Here is a 21,542-nt window from a genome sequence, read left to right as displayed (position 1 = left end):
CCAATAAAGGGGACTTTTAAATGTTAAAAAAATTGTTAAGCATTTTTTTGGGTTTAACTCTTTCGTCAATATGGCTAACTGGTTGTACTAACACGTCTATTAAAGATACTGCTAAGACTGAAAAAGCAACAATAATATTTAGACTGGCAGAAAATCAGCCTGAGGATTATCCTACAACTTTAGGTGATAAGGAGTTTGCTCGCTTGGTAAACCAGCGAACTCAGGGAAGAATAAAGATTGAGGTTTATTCAGGAGGACAGCTTGGAAGCGAAGTATCTATTACAGATCAGATTCAATTTGGAGCAGTAGATTTTGCAAGGCTAAGCATTACCACGTTAACTGAACATGAGAAATCAATGTCAGTGTTAATGCTTCCTTATATCTATAGAGATAGAGAGCACATGTTTAAGGTGCTTGAGGGAGATATAGGGGAAAAAGTTTTAACTAAGCTTGAGAAATCTACTGGAATTATGGGGCTGGCATGGCTTGATGCAGGGACAAGAAGTTTTTACAACTCAAAGAAAGAAATTAAAAGTCCAGAGGATATGAAGGGTTTGAAAATCAGAACTCCAGAAACAGGCTTAGTGATAGAACTTGTTAAGGCTATAGGCGCAATTCCTATAGCCATGGCGTACGGTGATGTATACTCAGCACTTAAAACAGGAGTAATTGATGGTGCGGAAAACAATTGGCCTAGCTTTGAGTCTTCAAAGCATTATGAGGTTGCTAAGTTTTTTACCGTGGATGAACATATTAGAATTCCCGAACTTATTGTAGCAAGTTCTAGAGTAATGGAGAAATTATCAACAGAAGATAGAAAAATAGTATCAGAAGCTGCTGCTGAAGCTGCTTTATTAGAAAGAAAAGAATGGATTAAAAGGGAAGAAAGCAGTAGAAAAAAAATGGAGGACTACGGTGTAAAAGTAACTGTTCTTCAATCAAATAATGAATTTAGTCAACAAGCTTTAAAGCTATATGATAAATACGCAGGAGAGTATAAAGACTTAATTAATGAAATCATAAATACAAAGTAATAACTTGATTTGCATTATTAATTATTTTGGCATAGTTCATGGTGAATAAGGGGTACTAGGCATATGAGTAAGAGAAAGAATAAGTCCATTAATAGAAGATTGATAATTACATTTTTAACTATAATAGCCGTAATGACTACCAGCTTTTTATATTCAAACAGTATGAAAAATAACATTGTAAATCAATATAACATCTCTATGAGGACCAATATTAAGTTTAGTGACTTATCTGTAAGTTTGAATAATAGCTGGGTTAATTTCGAATCATATATTAAGTCTCATGATACAGCTAATTATGAGAAATTCGTAGAGAGCAATACAAAGGTAGGAGTTTTGCTTGAAGAATTAGCCCCTTATGCGAACCAGGATGAAAATAGTTCAATTTATCTAAGAACTTTGACAAATATGTTTGAATTATATAAAGAACAAACATATTCAATAATCGCAAAAGAAAAATTAGACATAGAAACCTATGAACAATACCTCAGGCTTGGAAGAATGAACTTTTATATATCTCAGCATTCCAGCAGTTTAACCTCAGCGTACCTTCAATTTACTGATACTTATTACTCAAATATTTTGGATAAATACGAAGTTGTAAATACAAATTTATATTTGCTGCTGATAGTAGCTATAATTATTAATGCCTTTTTATTCTGGGCAGTTAATCGTGATATTCAAAACACTCTAAACAAGCTTTTAGTATCAGTAAATCAATTGTATCATTCAAATTGGAACATACCAGATATTGAAGAGCAGTCATATAAAGAACTTGATAACTTAACAAAAACATTTAATCATATGAAGAATAAGCTAAGGGATTTTATTGAACAGTTAAATCAAAAGGCTGAAATAGAAAAAAATTATCATATGGAAAAGCTTAAGAGTGCAGAAAAAGATAAGCTCATAAAAGACACACAGCTTAAAGCTCTTCAAATGCAAATAAATCCACATTTTCTATTTAACAATTTAAATACAGTAAGCAGAATGGCTATGTTTGAAGAGGCAAATAAAACAGTAGATTTGGTAGGGGCTTTATCTAAAATTTTGAGATTCAATTTAACTAGTGTAGACAAGTTAGTAACTTTAAATGAAGAAATAGAAAATATTAGGGCCTATATACTTATACAGGAAACTAAATTTCAGGGAAGAATTTCCTTTAAGTTTAATATTGAAAAAGAAGTTCAGAAAATAAAAATACCGCCAATGATAGTTCAGCTTTTAGTAGAAAACGCAATAACTCATGGAGTTAGCAGCTTGGAGACAGATGGACTAATAACAATCAGTGCCTTCATAGAAGGAAGATTTTGTGTTGTGATTGTAGAAGACAATGGCGTAGGCATGTCTCAAGATTACAAGAATAATAAAAGAAGCCAAACAAGTACTGGACTTGGTCTGAAAAATATAAGAAAAAGATTAGAACTTTATTATAATAGACAGGACTTGATAGCGATAGAAAGCAAAGAAGGAGAGGGAACAAAAATAACCATTAATATACCTGTGGAAGAAGGTGATATGCATGCTGAAAATGTTGATAGTTGAAGACGAGGACTTTGAAAGAACGGCTTTGAAGTTTATCGTTAATAAATATTTTTCAGATAGAATAGAAGTCGCAGGTGAAGCTTCAAACGGCGAGCAGGCTGTACAAAGCTCTTTAAGTTTAAAACCAGATATTATATTAATGGATATTAACATGCCTATAATGGATGGCCTTAAGGCAAGTGAAAAAATAAAAGAAAACAACAAAGATGCAGAAATAATAATACTTACAGCTTACAATTATTTTGAATATGCCAAACGGGGTATTACTATAGGAGTTTTTGACTATTTGCTAAAGCCCTTCTCTGATGCTGAATTTCTAGATTCCGTTAATAGGGTTATAAAAAAGATTAACGAGAGAGCAAGTATAAATACTTCTGTAGAAGATTCTTCAGAAGAGAAGTCCGATTTAAATAGCAGCAATAATATGGAGATTGTAGAAACTGCAAAGAAGTATATTGAAATGAATTATACAAAGGAAATAAGCTTGGAGGAGATTGCAAGCTATGTTTCTGTCAGTAGTTTTTATTTGAGTAGAGTATTCAGCAAAAAAGTAGGGCTGACCTATAAGGACTACCTCATAAAGCTAAGGATGGAAAAAGCAAAGCAGCTTCTAAGAGAAGGTAAGAAATCCATAAAGGAAGTCTCTATAGAGGTTGGATATTCGGATCAGAATTACTTTAGCAAAGCCTTTAAAAAGTATTATGATAAGTCTCCGAAAGAGTTTAGCTCCCCAAAAGGATAATATAAAAATTTTATATTAATTGTTACTAAAAATATAATTAAAATTTAAAAAGAATAGGTGAAAATTATGAAAAAATTTATGGATGAAAACTTTTTATTATCAAATGAAACAGCGGTAAAGCTTTATCACAACTATGCAAAAGAAATGCCTATTATAGATTACCACTGTCATTTAAGTCCAAAGGAAATTTTTGAGGATAAAAAATTTAAGAATATAACTGAAGCTTGGTTATATGGTGACCACTATAAGTGGAGAGCAATGAGGAGCAATGGTATAGACGAAAAATACATTACTGGAGATTCCAGCGATTTTGAAAAGTTTATGGCATGGGCAAAGACTATCCCAATGACTATAGGTAATCCGCTTTATCACTGGACTCATTTGGAATTACAAAGATACTTTGGGATATATGAAATCTTGAACGAAAAAACTGCTCCTGCAATATGGGAGAAGGTAAACAGTTTGATTACTGGAGAAAACTTCACTGCAAGAGGCTTAATTAAAAGATCCAATGTTAAAGCTTTATGTACAACTGATGATCCAGTAGATTCTCTAGAGTACCATATAAAGCTGAAAGAAGATAAGGATTTTGACGTAAATGTTCTGCCAACTTTAAGACCAGACAAAGGGCTTTTGGTAAATAAAGAAACCTTCCTGCCTTGGGTAAAAAAGCTAGAGCAAGTTACTGATAAAAGCATTGAAAATTATGATGATTTCTTATCGGCGTTTGAAGAAAGAGTTAGATTCTTCCACACAGTTGGCTGCAGATTATCTGACCACGGTCTAGACAGCATAGACTATGCAGAAGCTTCAAAGGAAGAAGTATCAGCAATATTTACAAGGGCTTTAAAAGGTGAAAGCTTTACAAAATTGGAAGAAAGCCAGTTTAGAACATACACATTGCAGTTCTTGGGAAGATTGTATTCTGAATTAGGCTGGACTATGCAGCTCCATATTGCAGCCTTAAGAAACAATAACTCAAAAATGTTTAATAAATTAGGAGCCGATACAGGCTATGATGCTATTAATGATGAACAAATAGCTGACTCTCTTTCAAAGTTTATGAATTCGTTAGAAGCTGAGAATTCTCTTCCTAAGACTATATTATATACTTTAAATCCAAAGGATAACTATGTGCTTGGAACGCTGATGGGCTGCTTCCAAGGAACTAATATTCCAGGAAAGATTCAGTTTGGATCAGCTTGGTGGTTCCTAGATAATAAAGAAGGCATGATAGAACAAATGAAAACACTAGCTAATGTTGGACTATTGAGCCGTTTTGTTGGAATGCTGACGGATTCAAGAAGCTTCTTATCATACACCAGACACGAATACTTTAGAAGAATTCTTTGCAACTTATTAGGTGAATGGGTTGAAAATGGAGAAGTTCCTGAGGATATGGAGCTTTTAGAAACCATTGTTAAAGGTATTTGCTATAATAACGCAAAGCAATACTTCTCACTTCATAGTTAAGTAAGGATAGGTGTCGTGATGAATAAAATGATAAGATGGGGAATAATGGGCACAGGTACTATTGCTAATAACTTTGTTCAAGGCTTAAGTGCTCTTGAAGATGCAGAGCTTTATGCAGTGGCCTCTCGCTCTATAGAAAAAGCAAAAGAATTTGGTGAAAGATATTCCGCGACTAAAGTATATGGAAGCTACGAAGAATTAGTTAAGGATGAAATAGTAGATATAATTTATATTGCTACTCCCAATACAGCTCACAAGAACAATATAATGCTTTGTCTAAATAACGAAAAGCCTGTGCTTTGTGAAAAGCCGTTTACAATCAATGCTAAAGAGGCAGAAGAAGTAATCAAGGTGGCAAAGGAGAAAAATCTATTTTTAATGGAGGCTATGTGGTCTAGATACTTCCCTGTTATGAAGCAGGTAAATTCCTGGCTTGAACAAGGCGTTATAGGAGATTTACGTATGCTTACAGCCGACTTTGGATTCAGAAGGGAAGGACCTTCAGAAGAAAGAAAGGTTAGCCCAGGAAGAGGAGGAGGAGCCCTATTGGACGTGGGCGTATATCCGATTTCCTTTGCTTCTAAGATATTTGGAAGATTTCCTAGCCAGATTACTGGAATCACAAGTCTCTATGAAACAGGAGTAGACCAGCAATCTTCAATGCTTTTAGGGTACGATAAAGGCGAGATGGCTGTTTTATCTTGTGCTATTAATACTCCAACCCCTAAGGAAGCCAGGATTATTGGTAACAAAGGATCTATTTATATACCAGACTTCTCAAGAGCAACTAAAGCAACCTTAAATGTAATAGGAGAAGAACCTGTTACTGTAGAAATTCCTCTTGAGGGGAATGGATATAATTATGAAGCAGCTGCAGCTATGGACTCTTTGCGAAAATCAGAAACAGAAAACAAAATAATGCCTCATGCTGAATCTTTATCCACTATTAGAATAATGGATGAGCTTAGAAGCCAGTGGGGAATCAAGTATCCAACAGAAATTGAATAGATGCCGTATATAATAATTATTAGAGGGGCAGTTGATAAGATAACTGCCTCTTTTGCTGTAAAAGTATTAAATAGTAAAAAATGTCGTAAATAATCGAATATATTGTTAAAAATAATTGACTGGAATTAAAAATTTTTGTAAAATATAAATATAATTTAATAAGTGAATGAAAATTATTGGAGATATCCTTAAGGATAACCGTAGGAGAAAGGAATTAATGCGGCTAAGCGTTTTATTCTGAAGCTTTCAGGTTTTGTACAATAATTTGACACAACCCTGGAGAGACTGCTTAAATGCAGCATCAAAGAAGCAACTTATTATAAGGAAACTTTCAGATAAAAGGACAGGGAGTAAAATAGCGTTATTTTGTGCTGTTTTGCTTTCTGTCCTTTTGCATTGGAATACTGTTCTTTCAATGAGGGAAACTTTGTAATAGGGCAGGTTATTAGGAATCTTCAAATATTTTAGAAGGAAGGGATAAAATTATGGAAGCTCGTAAGCTTGATGACAAGAAATTAAATTCTCCAAAGACCCTAAAAAAAGAAATAGGGCTGATGGAAGCCATAACAGTTGTTATTGGAGTAGTTATCGGCTCCGGAATATTCTTTAAAGCATCATCAGTATTTAAAAATGCAGGAACACCAATGCTTGGAGTTTTAGCGTGGGTAATAGGAGGCATTATTACAATGGCTTCTGCACTTACGGTTGCAGAAATTGCTGCTGCAATTCCAAAGACAGGTGGAGTATTTGTATACCTAAAGGAACTTTACAGTGAAAAGTGGGCTTTCTTGTTTGGATGGGTTCAAGCACTTGTATACGTTCCAGGTGTAGCTGCCGCGTTATCAATAGTATTTGTAACACAAGCTACTTACTTTGTGCCTATGACAGCAGGACAACAAAAGGTTTTAGCTATTTTCATGCTATTATTTATATCATTCTTAAATATTATTTCAACCAAACTTGGCAGTAAGGTTCAATTAATTTCCACAATAGGAAAGCTTATACCTATATTCGTTATCATAGTTTTTGGTCTTATAAAAGGCCAGGTAAACAGCTTTTCAGCACCTGAGGCTGCAACTGCGTCAACAGGACTAGCAGGCTTTGGCGCAGCCATACTAGGTACTTTATGGGCTTACGACGGCTGGGTTGGTGTTGGAAACATGGCTGGCGAACTAAAGAATCCTAAAAAGGATTTGCCTAAATCTATAATAATTGGTTTAGCTGCAACTATAGTGGTTTATATACTTATTAACATAGCAATAGTTAAGATTATGCCTGTTTCAGAGGTTATAGCTTCTCCAAAGGCTGCTTCTGATGCTGCTGTAATACTGTTTGGAAAGGCTGGGGCTGGTCTTGTTTCTGTTGGTATATTAGTATCAATTTTCGGAGCTTTAAATGGCTATTTAATGACAGGCGTTAGAGTGCCTTTTGCCATGGCTCAAGAAAATCTATTTCCTTTTTCAAAATTCTTTGGAAAGATAAGCGACAGATTTGAAACGCCAGTAAATGCTTTTGTGTTCGAAGTGGTATTGGCTGCTCTTTATGTGCTAAGCGGCTCTTTTGAAACCTTAACAAACTTAGCTGTTTTTGTTATGTGGATATTCTTCGTCATGACTGTAGCTGGAATATTCATATTAAGATCAAAGCATAAACACATTGAAAGGCCATATAAAGTTCCTCTTTTCCCTATAATACCTTTTATAGGCATAGCAGGCGGAATTTATATATTAGTAAGTACACTGCTAACTGATACTGCTTACGCAGTTTATGGTTTGATAGTAACTCTTCTTGGACTTCCTGTTTATATTTATATTAACAAAAAAAATAAATAAAACTAGACTATTTAAGCGTTTAAGCTGCTGATAACGAGAAAGGTCAGCAGCTTTTTGCATAAAATTATTGTTATTTATTAAAAATAGTGTTAAACTAATATAATTGATAGAAGCAAAAACAGCATATGTTTTTGCTTAAAGAGGAGATTTTGATTTGAGAAAAATGTATAACATGAAAAGAACAATTTCTATTAGACAGTTCATATCTGAGCTAGGAGAAAACTTTTCTAGCCATATGGAAGAAAGACTATTAGAGCTCGGTGAAAGATGTGTTTTAACAAGAAAAGATATTAATTACAGGCTTGATTTAAAACATATTGAACATGAGCAGCATGAATGTGCTTGTGACTCAGAATCTAAAGGAAGCTCATGCATGAAGGAATATTTATATGGACAATTTGTTGTAGTGGAAGGGGTTTTGTATTTTTCAGAGAAATGCACTGAAAGCCTTACTGCTATGGAAAATCCTAAGGTTAAAGATATTTATGAATCTATAAAAAGTGAAAGTATCATAGAAGAATCCGATATAAAATCAAAAAAGATTGATGACAGCAATATTGATTTTATAGTTGATTCCATTTTAAAGATATGTCCTCCTGTCTCAGAGGCACATTTAGCTATTGTTAGAGGAATGACTTTCCGTTCTGAAAGATAGAATAGATATCATTGACTAAAAAAGAACTTGTGTTTCTTTATAAAGTGTATTATACTTGTATGGTTGCATAAGAATAAAAATTACTAAAATACACAATTCAAATTACAAAATCAGTAGTATTCAAATATTAAAATTATATAGATTAGAAACTAGTTAATATAAATTGGCAATTCGTATAAACTTCAAAAGCATCTTCTAATTTAATCCCTGATTTTAAAATTTTGCTTATGGTGTGTGCTAAATGATACTTGCTGACATATACTATTTTGGTGCAGTATTTTAATTAAATCGGAGGGAAAATGAACGAAGAAAAAGTAATCCTAATTACAGAAGAAGTTATTGAAGAATGCTTAGCTGAATGTCTTGCGGAGTAGCATTTTAAAAAGCTGTCAATACTATATTTGTATTGCTGGCTTTTGTTACATAGCTTGATATATATGAAAAAACAAAATACTTGGAGGTGTTTTAATATTAGTAAAAATGTATTAATGAACGAGGAAATTAGAGAAAGAGAAATTAGGTTAGTAGGGGAAGAGGGCAGCGACATAGTAAAAACAGTTGATGCTTTAAGGCTTGCTAGAGAAAAGGATTTGGATTTGGTTATGATATCTCCAAATTCTACTCCTCCTGTGTGCAGAATAATGGACTATAACAAGTTCATCTATGAGCAGTCTAAAAAGCAGAAGGAAGCCAAAAAGAATCAAAAGGTGGTTGACCTTAAGGAAATCAGACTGAGCCCTGTCATCGAAGACCATGATATAGAAGTCAAGGCGAATAATGCTAGAAGATTCTTGCAAAATGAAGACAAGGTAAAAGTTACTATAAGATTTAGAGGAAGACAAATGGCCAACACTAGCGTGGGCTATACAGTGCTTAAAAATTTTGTAGATAAGCTAGGAGAGTTAGCGGTTGTTGAAAAGCCAGCTAAGCTTGAAGGCAATAATATGATAATGATACTTGCTCCAAAAAAGAGCGAGAAGTAAGATAAAGGACATGCAGATTTCTGCATGTCCTTTTAATATTCTATAAAACTTAGCCTTTAAGTTCAAGGTATTCATCGTAGCTCATTCTCTTGTCCACAGTGCCATCTTCAGTTATTTCAATAATTCTATTTGCAATAGTTTGTATGAACTGGTGGTCGTGAGAAGCAAACAATACAACACTCTTGTAATCCATAAGCCCGTTATTTACAGCTGTTATAGATTCAAGATCCAAGTGGTTTGTTGGTTGGTCCATTATAAGCACATTAGCACTGCTAAGCATCATTTTAGAAAGCATGCAGCGTACTTTTTCTCCTCCAGATAAAACCTTAGCCTCCTTAAGTGCTTCATCACCGGAAAATAACATTCTTCCAAGGAAGCCTCTTAAATAGCTTTCTGATTTTTCATCAGAGAATTGGCGCATCCAATCAACCAGATTTAAATCGCAATCATTAAAGTATTCGGAGTTGTCCTTAGGGAAGTAAGCCTTTGTTATTGTTATTCCCCACTTGAATTCTCCGGTGTCTGGTTCCATCTCTCCTGAAAGTATTTTAAATAATGTAGTTTGAGCTATTTCATTCTCTCCGACAAAAGCAATCTTGTCGCCTTTAGCTATTGTGAAGCTTACATTGTTTAAAACCTTAACGCCATCTATAGTCTTTGAAAGTCTGTCTACAGTTAATATATCGTTACCAACCTCTCTCTCAGGCTTGAAACCTACATAGGGGTAACGTCTGCTGGAAGGTTGAATATCATCAACTGAAATCTTATCAAGAAGCTTCTTTCTTGAAGTAGCTTGCTTTGATTTGGAAGCATTAGCGCTGAAACGAGCTATAAACTCTTGAAGCTGCTTTATCTTTTCTTCCTTCTTCTTGTTTTGATCCTTCATTAATTGTAATGCAAGCTGACTTGATTCGTACCAGAAGTCATAGTTTCCAACATAAAGCTTAATCTTTCCAAAGTCCACGTCAGCCATATGAGTACATACTTTGTTTAAGAAGTGTCTGTCATGGGAAACAACTATAACAGTACCTTCAAAGTTTATTAAGAATTCTTCAAGCCAGTTTATTGACTTTATATCAAGGTGGTTAGTAGGCTCGTCTAGTATTAGGACACCTGGGTTTCCAAAAAGAGCCTGAGCAAGAAGAACTTTAACTTTTTCTCCTCCAGCTAACTCTGACATTTGCTTATAATGCATATCAATGCCAATACCTAAACCTTGAAGCAGTGTAGAAGCTTCAGATTCTGCTTCCCATCCGTTAAGCTCTGCAAATTCACCTTCAAGTTCAGAAGCTTTTATACCATCCTCATCAGTAAAATCAGCCTTAGCATAAAGTGCATCTTTTTCTTTCATTATTTCATAAAGTCTAGCATTACCCATTATAACTGTCTGAAGAACCTCGAATTCATCATAAACGTAGTGGTCCTGCCTTAATACAGACATTCTAACTCCAGGAGCTATGCTAACCTCACCTGTGTTTGCCTCTATTTCACCAGATAAAATCTTTAAAAAGGTACTTTTTCCAGCACCGTTAGCTCCTATAACTCCATAGCAGTTTCCTGGAGTAAATTTTATATTAACATCTTCAAAAAGCTTTTTATCGCCGTATCTCAATCCAACATTAGTTACTGTTATCATTAATTGACCTCCGTAATCATTTATTTGACACACAAGATTAGATTATAACATAAATCTATACATAATGCATTATAAATTTGCTTACAATATTTAAGTATGGTTGGTTGTAAAATTAACACGAACGATGAAAATTTAAAAACAAAAATGTTCGTAAAAACTATTGATTTATGTCGGAAAAGCTGATAATATGTACAAGGGTTACGAAAATAAGCACTAGGAGATGATGAAATGTTCGAAGCATTTTTTAAATTAAAAGAAAATAATACAAATTTTAAAACAGAAGTTCTTGCGGGTATAACAACCTTCATGACTATGGCCTATATATTGGTTGTAAATCCAGGAATTCTTTCTCAGGCAGGAATGGATTTTGGTGCGGTGTTTACTGCAACTGCCTTATCAGCAATAGTAACTACACTTTTATTAGGTTTATACGCAAAGCTTCCTATAGCTGCTGCTCCAGGAATGGGACTTAACGCATTCTTTGCTTTTACAGTTGTTAAAGTTATGGGATACTCTTGGCAGTTTGCGCTAACTGCAGTTTTACTTGAAGGAATTATATTTATATTCTTAACAGTGTTTAATGTTCGAGAGGCGATAATAGATTGTATTCCCTTGAATATTAAAAGAGCAATATCTGTTGGTATAGGACTTTTTATAGCATTTCTAGGTTTTGACAACGCAAAAATTGTTGTTCATCCAGAGAATAGTACAATTGTAGCTTTGGGAAATTTAAAGGATCCATTTACCTTGTTAGCAATAATAGGTATAGTGATAACTGCTATTTTGGTTGCAAGAAAGGTAAGAGGAGCTCTTCTTATCGGCATAATTACAACAACGATAATAGGAATTCCTATGGGAATAACTCAAGTTCCTACAAGTGTAGTGTCTATGCCTCCATCCATTGCAAGTACTTTTATGCAGTTTGAATGGACTCATGTATTTAGTCTGGATATGCTTGTTGTGTTATCTACTTTATTGTTTATGGATTTGTTTGATACTATAGGTACCCTTGTAGGTGTTGCAACAAAAGCTAATATGATAGATGAAAAAGGCAATGTGCCAAGAGCAAAGCAGGCTCTTATGGCGGATGCTATCGGTACATCCTTAGGTGCTGTTTTTGGAACTAGTGCAGTTACAGCCTATGTTGAAAGCGCAGCAGGAGTTGCTGAAGGGGGAAGAACTGGTCTTACAGCAGTATCAACTGCATTCATGTTTATAATAGCATTGTTTATATCCCCTCTGTTTTTAATGATACCTTCACCAGCTACGGCACCAGCCTTAATACTTGTTGGACTATTTATGCTGGAGCCAATAAAGGAAATAGATTTAATAGATTTTACAGAAGCTATACCGGCCTTCATCACTTTGATAACTATGCCTTTAACCTACAGCATTGCAGATGGTATTGCTTTTGGTATGATATCCTATGTGTTAATAAAGCTTGCTACTGGAAGACTTAGAGATATTCATATTGCGACTTACATTATAAGTGCATTGTTCATCCTGAAATTTATAATATAGTTCCATTTAAAAAAGAAAGCTTTAGGTGCTAGCGGCCTAAAGCTTTCTTTTTATACGGTAAATATTTATATGTTTAAGTGTTTTTATATTTCTAGTCTACAGGGTGGATATTGCCTTTAAACACATCTACCTGTTGAATTTCTATATCAAATTCCTTGGCATATCTTCTTAAAGAGCTAACTTCCTTTTCGGTAACGATTGAAATAGCGGTACCTTTCTTTCCAGCTCTTCCTGTTCTTCCTACTCTGTGGAGATAATCCTTTGCTTCAACGGGCAAATCCAGATTGAAGATGTGGGTTATATCTGTAATATCTAAGCCTCTAGCTGCAATATCTGAAGCGACTAAAAGCTGGAGCTTTCCACTTCTAAAGTCCTCCATGGCTTTCTTTCGTTCTTCCTTAGTAGCGCCACCATGGATGCCGTATACTTTAAAGTTATGATGCTGAAGCTTGGAGGTGGTCATATCGGTATCGTAGCTTCTATTTATAAATATTATTGCTTTCTTTGGCTTTTCAGCAGCAACAAGCTTTCTAAGCATCTCCATTTTGTCTCTTTGTTCAACCGCAACATACATATGAGTTATATCAGGATTAACCTGAAGCTTTTCTTCAACTCTTATAAATTCTGGCTCCTTCATTAAAGCCTTTGCGGTATTTAAAGCTTTTTCACTTATGGTTGCAGAAAAGGCCATAAGCTGTCTGTCTCTGAGAGTTGTTTTTATAACATCCTTTACAGCAGCTGAGTTCTTATCGTCTAGAAGTCTATCAGCTTCATCTATAACAATAGTTTTTATTGTATGAGCACTGATTTTTTTCATCTTAATCAATTCAAGAATTCTTCCGGTAGAACCTATGATTATGTGCTGCTTATCCCTAAGCTTTTCAACCTGTCTTTTAATATTTACATCTCCGATAATAGCGGCAGAAGTAACAGGAAGGCCTGAATTCTCAGCCAGCTTCTTGATTTCTTTTTCTATCTGCATAACCAGCTCGTGAGTTGGAGCAAGTATAATGGCTTGCATTTCCTTCTTGGAGGCATCTAGCCTCTGGAATATAGGCAGAAGATAAGCAAGTGTCTTGCCGCTTCCTGTTTGAGATTCTCCTATGATGTCCTTGTTCTCTAGAGCTAAAGGAATTGTTTTGGTTTGTATATCTGTAGGCTCTGTAATTCCTGCTTTATTTAAAGCTTCTATTAAATTTGCGTTTATTCCTGATTCGTTAAATGTTGCACTCATAATAATCTCCTTTGTAAATTGATTCATATGTATAAGAACTATAATATTGTATACTTAGTATAACACTTTGTAAACTTAATTATTGAATTGTTAAATAATGTGCTGCTTTTATATGTAAACTATTCAAATAGTATACTATAATCGAGGTTTTGTACATAAAAATATAGTGACAATGAAAATGAAACAGGGGGTAATATCATGGTTCAAGGTCCAATGTTAGTCGTAGTGCTGGTGCTAGCAATAATTTTTATTGTGCTGGCAACTTCAAAACTTAAGCTTCATCCATTCCTGTCTTTAATTCTTGCTGCTTATGGACTAGCTTTTGCTGCTGGAATGCCAGCAGATAAAGTATCAGGTGTTATAACAAACGGCTTTGGAAACACCTTAACAAGTATAGGGATTGTAATACTAGCAGGGTGTATTATAGGAACAATACTTGAAAAGTCTGGGGCTGCCATTAAAATGGCTGAGGTTATCATCAAGCTTGTTGGCGAAAAAAGACCTACCTTAGCAATGAGTATCATAGGGTACATTGTATCAATACCAGTATTTTGCGATTCCGGCTTTATTATTTTATCCTCTTTAAACAAAACAATTGCTAAAAAGACTAAAACATCCTTAGTAGCTATGTCTGTTGCACTGTCAACTGGCTTGTACGCAACACATACTTTAGTTCCACCAACTCCAGGACCTATAGCTGCAGCTGCTAACTTAAAGCTTGATAACCTTTTGTTAGTAATTGTAATCGGAATGCTTGTAGCAATTCCAGGAGCTATCGTTGGAAATATATTTGCCAATAAGTATGCTTCGAAGTTTGCTCCATCAGCCGAAGCTGCAGTTGATGGAAAGAGCTATGAAGAAGAGTTAAAAAGATATGGAACTCTTCCAAGTGCTTGGAAATCCTTCAGTCCAATAGTTGTGCCAATACTTCTAATGGCTCTTGGATCAGTAGCGAAGTTCCCTGGAAATCCATTTGGAACAGGCTTTGTTCAAAAGCTGTTCTCCTTTGTTGGAACTCCAGTTAATGCTCTTTTAATAGGCGTAGTTTTTGCTTTCTTATTAGCACCAAAGCTAAATGAAGAAACCTTAAGCGGTTGGATAAACATATCGCTTAAAGATGCTGCTTCCATATTAGTTGTTACTGCAGCAGGTGGAGCTCTCGGAGCTGTAATAAAGGAAATAAAGGTAGGAGACTATCTAGGTCAAAGTCTTCAAAGCTTAAACTTAGGTATTTTTGTACCCTTTATAATAGCAGCTGCCTTAAAGACTGCTCAAGGTTCCTCTACTGTTGCACTTGTAACAACCTCAGCTCTAATGCTGCCGCTGCTACCAGCCTTTGGATTTACTACTGAAATAGCAAAGGTTTTAGTAGTTGCTGCAATAGGAGCAGGTTCAATGACTGTTTCCCACGCTAATGACAGCTACTTCTGGGTAGTATCGCAGTTTGGAGGCATGGATGTTAAAACTGCCTACAAAACGCAAACTGTGGCAACCTTGCTTGAAGGTATTGCTGCCATTATAACGGTATTTATTCTTTCCCTAATATTTATATAAAAACAAAAAGAGTAGAGATTGCTAGGTCTCTACTCCTTTTGTACATATCATCTATTTAGAGGGATACTGAAAATTTCTTGGAAGAAAGCATAATCTTCTCTACAGCATCAATAACATTTGTGTTAACATATTCAACATTGTCTGCTTTCTTAAAGGTGTCCGCTATTTGTTCAGCTTCAGTTCTTATTATAAGCTTGGAAAAATTCAGCTCATTTCTGTAAAGCGCTTCTATATCCAGGTAGTATCTATCCTCAATGGTTTCTTTGATGTATGGATTTGGAACGTCAATTATTATATTATTATCTTCCAGTTTTGCATCCTCGGCAAAAGACAACCATGCGGCATACACTACAAGATTATTTTCTTCTTTCAAAATACCGCTTACCTTGTTGTTAATTTCTGCTAGTATTTTCATGAAACCATCCTCCAATTCATTAATTTTTATTTTGAACATTAGTCATCTATATACAATGCAATAAAGTTCTTACGTTAATGATGTCATAAAAAATCCAATCTTCAAGGATTTTTAGGACATCATTAATGTATTAGAATTTTGGCATTGTATCTATATTAATAATATTATGTCCAAATTTATTCAAGTTATGAAATTTGCAATATGTAAAAATGCATCCTTCATAATATATATTATATGGTGTATTATATGCTTTGGTCAACAGAAAAATGAATAATTAAAGGTTTAAAATTGTAAATAATTTGTTAGCATTAAGAATGAATTTGAAACGATGAAGGAAAAATGGTCGTTTTGTAGAATTATCTTCCAAAGTTAAGTGCAAAAATGCAAGAAAACATTCAAATGCCTTCAATTGAGTTAATATAGAAAATTTAATATATTTTACAAGCAGATAGAAATATTAACTGTGATATAATAATGCTATTAGATGGAAAATAAAAAATATATGTTAATGACTTTAGAAAGGGTGACTATAATGAAGATTGGATTAATTGGGCTTGGAGATATTGCCCAAAAAGCATATCTGCCAGTTATAAGCAATAAGGCTGATATTGAGCTTGTACTTTGCACAAGAAACAAACAGGTGCTTGAAAGCTTATCAAAGCAGTATAAAGTTAAGAACACAGCAGAATCAGTTGAGGAGCTTATTAAAGAAAAAGTTGATGCAGCTTTTATTCACTCAGCTACTGAAGTACACGTTGAAATTGCTAAAAAGCTTCTAAATAATGGAGTTCATGTTTATGTGGATAAACCTATGGCATACAGCTTGAAAGACTCTCAAGAAATGGTGAAGCTTGCAGAAGAAAACAAACGCATTTTGATGGTTGGCTTCAACAGGCGATTTGCACCAATGTATAAAAGCTTAAGTGAGCAGCCTGATAGAAACTTAATAATAATGCAAAAAAATAGAACCTTAAATCCTGACAATATAAGAAGATATATTTTTGATGATTTTATACATGTAGTTGATACCCTCAGATTTTTAATGCCTGGAGAAGTAGAAAATATAAATGTTCAAGGACTAAAGAAAGATAACAAACTTTACATCGTTACTCTTCAGCTTTCAAACAAGGAATGTACCGCAGTTGGAATAATGAATAGAGACAGCGGTATCACTGAAGAGGTTTTGGAAGTTATAAATCCAGGAAACAAGTGGGTAGTTAACGATATGGTTACTACCAATCATTACAGCAGCGGAGAGGAAAAGATAGTAAAGTTTAAAGATTGGGATTCCACTTTATACAAAAGAGGCTTCTACAGTGTTGTAGATCACTTCCTTGCTTGTGTTAAAAATAATGAAAAACCACTCCCTGCAGTTGAAGACTCATTAAAAACTCATGAGCTCTGCGAGAAAATAGTAGAAGCACTAGAAAAGCTATAGTGTTCAACTGATAGTTAGAGAAAGGGACATGTTATGGGAAACTATAAAAAATACGTAAAAACCTACTGGAAGCCCTTTTGCATTGCCTTAAGCTTCTTAATGCTTGAGGCGATTGCAGATCTCCTTCAGCCTACTATTATGTCTAAGATAATAGATGTTGGGGTAAAGGGAAAGGATTTAAACTATGTTCTTAAAATGGGCGGATTAATGCTATTAGTTACTGGATTTGGTGCTATTTCAGCAGTAACTAGAAATATTGTATCCAGCAATGTTTCTCAAAAGTTTGGTGCAGAGCTTAGACTTGATCTCTATAAAAGGGTGCAGAGTATGTCTTTTGACAATATAGACAGATTCGAGGCTGCTTCACTAGTAACAAGGCTTACAAATGATGTTACCCAGCTGCAGAACTTTGTACACGGTATGATGAGAATTTTCGTTAAAGCACCAATTGTATGCATTGGAAGTATCATTATGGCCACCTTGCTAAATCCACGGATGGCTGTGATTATCTTTTCAATAGTACCAATAGTTGCTGTTCTAATAAGCTTAAGCATGAAAATAGGATATCCCTACTTCACTAAAGTGCAAAAGGCTCTGGATAAAGTTAATGCAGTAATAAGAGAGTATCTATCCGGAGTAAGAGTTGTTAAGGCCTTTAACAGATTTGACTATGAAACTGAAAGATTTGAAAATGCCAACGAAGGTTTAACAGCCCAATCCACAAAGGCTATGCGAGTTATGGCTGTATTTAATCCTGGCATAACCTTAACTGTAAATTTGGGCATTGTAGTTCTTATGTGGCTCGGCGGTTCAAGAGTTAATAGTGGACAAGTTGAAGTAGGTCAAATAATTGCCTTTTTAAACTATATGACTCAAATTCTTTTTACACTAATTATGATTTCAAATGTGTTTACTATGTTCATTAGGGCAAAAGCTTCTGCTGAAAGAATTGGAGAAGTGTTTAACGAAGAAAGCACCATAAAAGAAGCAGCGGAAACGGAAAACGTGAAAAACTTAAAAGGAAGGGTAGATTTTGAAAACATAAGCTTTTCTTATAGCGGGGCTTCAGGAGAGCCTGTACTTAAAAATATAAGCTTTAGCTGCCTTCCTGGTGAAACTGTAGGTATAATAGGCTCAACAGGCTCTGGAAAGAGCAGTCTTGTGAATCTTGTACCTCGTTTCTATGATACTGCATCAGGTTCAGTGAAATTAAATGGAATAGAAGTTAAAAATTTAAGCCTCAAGGAGCTTAGGGATAAAATAGCACTGGTTCCTCAAAAGACAATGCTATTTACAGGCTCAATAATTGACAATATAAGATGGGGTAAGGAAGCTGCCAGTGAAGAGGAAGTAGCTGAAGCTGCTAAAATAGCCCAAGCTCACGACTTTATATCAAAGTTTCCTGAAGGCTATAATACTCAATTAGGTCAAGGAGGAGTAAACCTTTCTGGAGGTCAAAAGCAGAGGCTCTCCATAGCTCGGGCACTTATCAAAAGGCCAGAGGTTCTAATTCTTGACGATTGTACAAGCGCTGTAGATGTAACTACAGAAACAAAGATAAGAGAAGGCTTAAAGAAATACTCAAAAGATCTAACTACAATAATTATTGCACAGCGTATAACTTCAGTTATGAATGCTGATAAAATAATTGTTTTGGATAACGGACAAATAGCTTCCATGGGAAAACATGAAGAGCTTCTAAAAGCTTCCAAGGTTTATCAGGACATCTTCCGTTCTCAAATAGGGAAGGAGCTGATGCAGAATGTTTAACAGACCAGGCGGCCCAGGGCAAAACAGAGGACCAGGCGGAATGGGAAGAATGGCTCCAGTAGTAAAGCCTAAAAATTTTAAAGGAACTATAAGAAGGCTTTGGAAGTACTTTGGCAAAGAACGTTATCTATTAAGCTTTATATTTTTGCTTGTTTTTATAAGCGCAGCCATAGGACTTTCGGTGCCTAGGCTTGTAGGAAGGGCAATAGATGCAATGTCGCCAGGAAAAGCTTTAGTAGATTTCAGCGCTCTTCAGGTAGTTGTTGGTACTCTAGTTATAGCGTATATAACTGATGTATTTATAAGCTTTCTTCAAGGCTGGCTTATGGCGGGATTATCACAAAGAATAGTTAAAAACCTAAGAAAAACTCTTTTTGCAAAGCTTCAAAAGCTTCCAGTAATATTTTTTGATACAAGAACCCATGGCGAGATAATGAGCAGACTTTCAAACGATGTTGATAATGTAAGCTCTACAATATCTCAATCCACCACTCAGCTCATGTCAAATGCTATAACTATAGTTGGAGCTTTTGTAATGATGCTGAGCATGAGCCCAATACTAACCTTAGCCAGCATAATAACAATTCCTATGGTTTTTGGTCTTACTAAAACTATAGCAAAAAGGACAAAGGTGCTTTTTAAGGAGCAGCAAGCCAATTTAGGAAACCTTAACGGCCATATTGAAGAAACAATATCAGGCATTCATGTGGTAAAAGCCTTTAATCATGAAGCTAAAGTTATAGAACAATTTGAAAGCATGAATTCAAAGCTTTGTCAGGTTGGAATAAGAGCACAGATATGGTCAGGTTACATAATGCCAATTATGAATGTTATAAACAATATAGGTTTTTCAGTAGTTGCCGCCGTTGGAGGAACTCTTGCGGTTAAGGATTTAATAACTGTTGGTACTATAGCAAGCTTTATAAGCTACTCAAGGCAGTTTTCAAGGCCTCTTAATGAGGTAGCAAATATTTTTAATACCCTTCAATCAGCCGTTGCTGGAGCTGAAAGAGTATTTGAAGTATTGGATGAAAAAGAAGAGCCCGAGGATATTAAAGGAGCTAGAGTTCTTGAAAATCCAAGAGGCGAAGTAGTATTTGAAAATGTAACCTTTGGCTATAGGAAAGAAGTACCTGTGCTTAAAAATGTCAGCTTTAAGGCTGAAGCAGGAAAGAGCATAGCTTTAGTTGGGCCAACAGGAGCGGGAAAAACTACTATTGTAAGCCTTTTAACAAGGTTTTACGATGTGACGGAAGGAAGAATCCTAATTGACGGCTATGACATTAGAGAATACACAAGAGACAGCTTAAGAAAATGCTTTGGAATAGTGCTTCAAGATACCTACTTGTTTTCAGGTACTATAAAGGAAAATATAAAATACGGAAAGCTAGACGCAACAGATGAAGAAGTGGAAAAGGCAGCAGCCATGGCTAATGCAGATGTATTTATAAAGAGACTTCCAAAAGGGTATGATACAGTACTATCTGAAAGTGGAAGCAATTTAAGCCAAGGTCAAAGACAGCTTCTAGCAATTTCCAGGGCAATACTTTCAAACACTCCAATACTTATACTAGATGAGGCAACAAGCAGCGTGGATACTCGTACTGAGCTTAACATACAGGAAGCCATGCTAAAGCTCATGGAAGGAAGAACAAGCTTTATTATAGCCCACCGTTTAAGCACCATTCGTGATGCCGATACCATAATGGTTATAGATAAGGGCGGAATTATGGAAAAGGGAAATCATGATAACCTTATTAAAAGCAGAGGGGTTTATCATGACATGTACTATGGGCAATTTAAGAATTTAATAGTTGAAGAAACAGCAAATTAAAAAAGAAGTCTTGATTTAGAGCTATCTACTAATCAAGACTTCTTTTTTAATAAATATTTATTGAAAAACAATAAAATTTTATTGATTTATTTAAAAAGCTGTAGTATGATGAAAATGGAAATGAAATTATGGAGGCAATTGGAGATGAAAGAAAATAAATATAATTCTATGGCGAGATTTTTAATAATTGTAATGAATGTTCTAATGGCTTTTGGAGCTATGCTTACAGTGACAATGATTGCAAGTACAATGGCTCCAAGCGATATTGGAGCATCAAATAGAAGTCACCTTGTGAATGTGCTTCTTCTGCTAATTGGAACAGCTTCTTTAATATTTATACTTTACAGCTTAAGAAAAATACTTAAGTCTGTTATTAAAGAAGGTCCCTTTAACATGTGCAATGTAAAAAGTTTAAAAAATATAGCTACAAGCTGCTTTGTAATAACTGTGTGCTACCTTGTTAACTTTTTCTATAACAACCAATTTAAGAGCTTCAGCTTAATAGATATTGGTCCAACAGGAATTCACACCGACACAGAATTTCTTATCTTTTTCTTTGCTGGCTGCTTTGTTCTAGTATTAGCACAAATATACAAGCAGGCAGTAGAGGTTAAGGAAGAAAATGACTACACAGTTTAGCAGCAAGGGAGGAAATACAATATGGCTATAATAGTTAACTTAGACGTGATGATGGCAAAACGAAAGATATCCCTTAATGAACTAGCTGAAAAAGTTGGCATTACAAATGCCAATCTATCCATACTTAAGACTGGCAAGGCGAAGGCAGTTAGATTCTCTACCTTAGAAGCAATTTGTAAGGAATTAAACTGTCAGCCGGGTGATATTTTAGAATATAGGAGTGATGAATAGT

The 21,542-nt window shown here is 34.9% G+C and carries 18 protein-coding genes and 1 riboswitch; of the genes, 15 read left to right on the top strand and 3 right to left on the bottom strand.

Annotation, left to right across the window (positions count from 1 at the left end):
- The first annotated feature begins 20 nt into the window (after positions 1–20).
- The 8 genes from NBE98_RS07355 to infC all read left to right on the top strand — a co-directional run bounded on the left by NBE98_RS07355 (position 21) and on the right by infC (position 9,269).
- Entirely contained in the window at positions 21–1,034 is a 1,014-nt protein-coding gene (locus NBE98_RS07355; protein ID WP_250814305.1) for a TRAP transporter substrate-binding protein, read from the top strand.
- A 63-nt stretch (positions 1,035–1,097) separates the two neighbouring features.
- On the top strand, positions 1,098–2,576 hold the full coding sequence (locus NBE98_RS07350) for a sensor histidine kinase (protein ID WP_250814304.1): 1,479 nt from the start codon (positions 1,098–1,100) through the stop codon (positions 2,574–2,576).
- The gene (locus NBE98_RS07345) at positions 2,554–3,318 is read left to right on the top strand and encodes a response regulator transcription factor (protein ID WP_250814303.1); all 765 of its coding nucleotides are present in this window, start codon (positions 2,554–2,556) and stop codon (positions 3,316–3,318) included. The genes NBE98_RS07350 and NBE98_RS07345 overlap by 23 nt, the downstream gene beginning before the upstream one ends.
- 66 nt (positions 3,319–3,384) lie before the next feature.
- On the top strand, positions 3,385–4,791 hold the full coding sequence (uxaC, locus tag NBE98_RS07340; protein WP_250814302.1) for a glucuronate isomerase: 1,407 nt from the start codon (positions 3,385–3,387) through the stop codon (positions 4,789–4,791).
- 18 nt (positions 4,792–4,809) lie between these two features.
- Complete coding sequence (locus tag NBE98_RS07335; protein ID WP_250814301.1) at positions 4,810–5,799, top strand: Gfo/Idh/MocA family protein; 990 nt, start codon at positions 4,810–4,812, stop codon at positions 5,797–5,799.
- 266 nt (positions 5,800–6,065) lie between these two features.
- Positions 6,066–6,156, top strand: a riboswitch (glycine riboswitch).
- A 128-nt stretch (positions 6,157–6,284) separates the two neighbouring features.
- On the top strand, positions 6,285–7,631 hold the full coding sequence (locus NBE98_RS07330) for an APC family permease (RefSeq protein WP_250814300.1): 1,347 nt from the start codon (positions 6,285–6,287) through the stop codon (positions 7,629–7,631).
- A gap of 163 nt (positions 7,632–7,794) precedes the next feature.
- Positions 7,795–8,286, top strand: a complete 492-nt coding sequence (locus NBE98_RS07325) for a hypothetical protein (protein ID WP_432432678.1) — start codon at positions 7,795–7,797, stop codon at positions 8,284–8,286.
- Positions 8,287–8,723: 437 nt separating this feature from the next.
- Complete coding sequence (gene infC, locus NBE98_RS07320) at positions 8,724–9,269, top strand: translation initiation factor IF-3 (RefSeq protein ID WP_250814298.1); 546 nt, start codon at positions 8,724–8,726, stop codon at positions 9,267–9,269.
- A 49-nt stretch (positions 9,270–9,318) separates the two neighbouring features.
- Here the strand turns inward: infC and NBE98_RS07315 are convergent, their stop codons facing one another.
- Positions 9,319–10,905, bottom strand: coding sequence for an ABC-F family ATP-binding cassette domain-containing protein (locus NBE98_RS07315; RefSeq protein ID WP_250814297.1), 1,587 nt, complete (start codon positions 10,903–10,905; stop codon positions 9,319–9,321).
- Between the two features lie 228 nt (positions 10,906–11,133).
- Here NBE98_RS07315 and NBE98_RS07310 point away from each other — a divergent pair, with 228 nt between their 5' ends.
- Entirely contained in the window at positions 11,134–12,426 is a 1,293-nt protein-coding gene (locus NBE98_RS07310) for an NCS2 family permease (RefSeq protein WP_250814296.1), read from the top strand.
- A gap of 91 nt (positions 12,427–12,517) precedes the next feature.
- Here the strand turns inward: NBE98_RS07310 and NBE98_RS07305 are convergent, their stop codons facing one another.
- Complete coding sequence (locus NBE98_RS07305; RefSeq protein WP_250814295.1) at positions 12,518–13,660, bottom strand: DEAD/DEAH box helicase; 1,143 nt, start codon at positions 13,658–13,660, stop codon at positions 12,518–12,520.
- Between the two features lie 198 nt (positions 13,661–13,858).
- Between NBE98_RS07305 and NBE98_RS07300 the strand changes: the two genes are divergently transcribed.
- A complete protein-coding gene (locus NBE98_RS07300; protein ID WP_250814291.1) occupies positions 13,859–15,214 on the top strand; it encodes a GntP family permease in 1,356 nt (451 codons plus the stop codon).
- Between the two features lie 55 nt (positions 15,215–15,269).
- Here the strand turns inward: NBE98_RS07300 and NBE98_RS07295 are convergent, their stop codons facing one another.
- Positions 15,270–15,629, bottom strand: a complete 360-nt coding sequence (locus NBE98_RS07295; RefSeq protein ID WP_250814289.1) for a DnaA N-terminal domain-containing protein — start codon at positions 15,627–15,629, stop codon at positions 15,270–15,272.
- Positions 15,630–16,161: 532 nt separating this feature from the next.
- Between NBE98_RS07295 and NBE98_RS07290 the strand changes: the two genes are divergently transcribed.
- The 5 genes from NBE98_RS07290 to NBE98_RS07270 all read left to right on the top strand — a co-directional run bounded on the left by NBE98_RS07290 (position 16,162) and on the right by NBE98_RS07270 (position 21,541).
- Positions 16,162–17,067 carry a Gfo/Idh/MocA family protein gene (locus NBE98_RS07290; RefSeq protein ID WP_250814287.1) on the top strand — a complete coding sequence of 302 codons (906 nt, stop codon included), beginning with the start codon at positions 16,162–16,164 and terminating at the stop codon, positions 17,065–17,067.
- Between the two features lie 33 nt (positions 17,068–17,100).
- Positions 17,101–18,837 (top strand): ABC transporter ATP-binding protein, encoded by a 1,737-nt coding sequence (locus NBE98_RS07285; RefSeq protein ID WP_250814286.1) that lies wholly within the window; start codon positions 17,101–17,103, stop codon positions 18,835–18,837.
- A complete protein-coding gene (locus NBE98_RS07280) occupies positions 18,830–20,671 on the top strand; it encodes an ABC transporter ATP-binding protein (RefSeq protein WP_250814284.1) in 1,842 nt (613 codons plus the stop codon). The genes NBE98_RS07285 and NBE98_RS07280 overlap by 8 nt, the downstream gene beginning before the upstream one ends.
- 144 nt (positions 20,672–20,815) lie before the next feature.
- Entirely contained in the window at positions 20,816–21,310 is a 495-nt protein-coding gene (locus NBE98_RS07275; protein WP_250814279.1) for a DUF2975 domain-containing protein, read from the top strand.
- Positions 21,311–21,331: 21 nt separating this feature from the next.
- Positions 21,332–21,541 carry a helix-turn-helix domain-containing protein gene (locus tag NBE98_RS07270; RefSeq protein WP_250814273.1) on the top strand — a complete coding sequence of 70 codons (210 nt, stop codon included), beginning with the start codon at positions 21,332–21,334 and terminating at the stop codon, positions 21,539–21,541.
- The last annotated feature ends 1 nt before the right edge of the window (position 21,542 follow it).

Origin of the sequence: Clostridium swellfunianum, from assembly GCF_023656515.1 — a bacterium.
GTDB classification, from domain to species: Bacteria; Bacillota; Clostridia; order Clostridiales; family Clostridiaceae; genus Clostridium_AT; species Clostridium_AT swellfunianum.
This window is presented reverse-complemented; position numbering and strand designations above follow the sequence as displayed.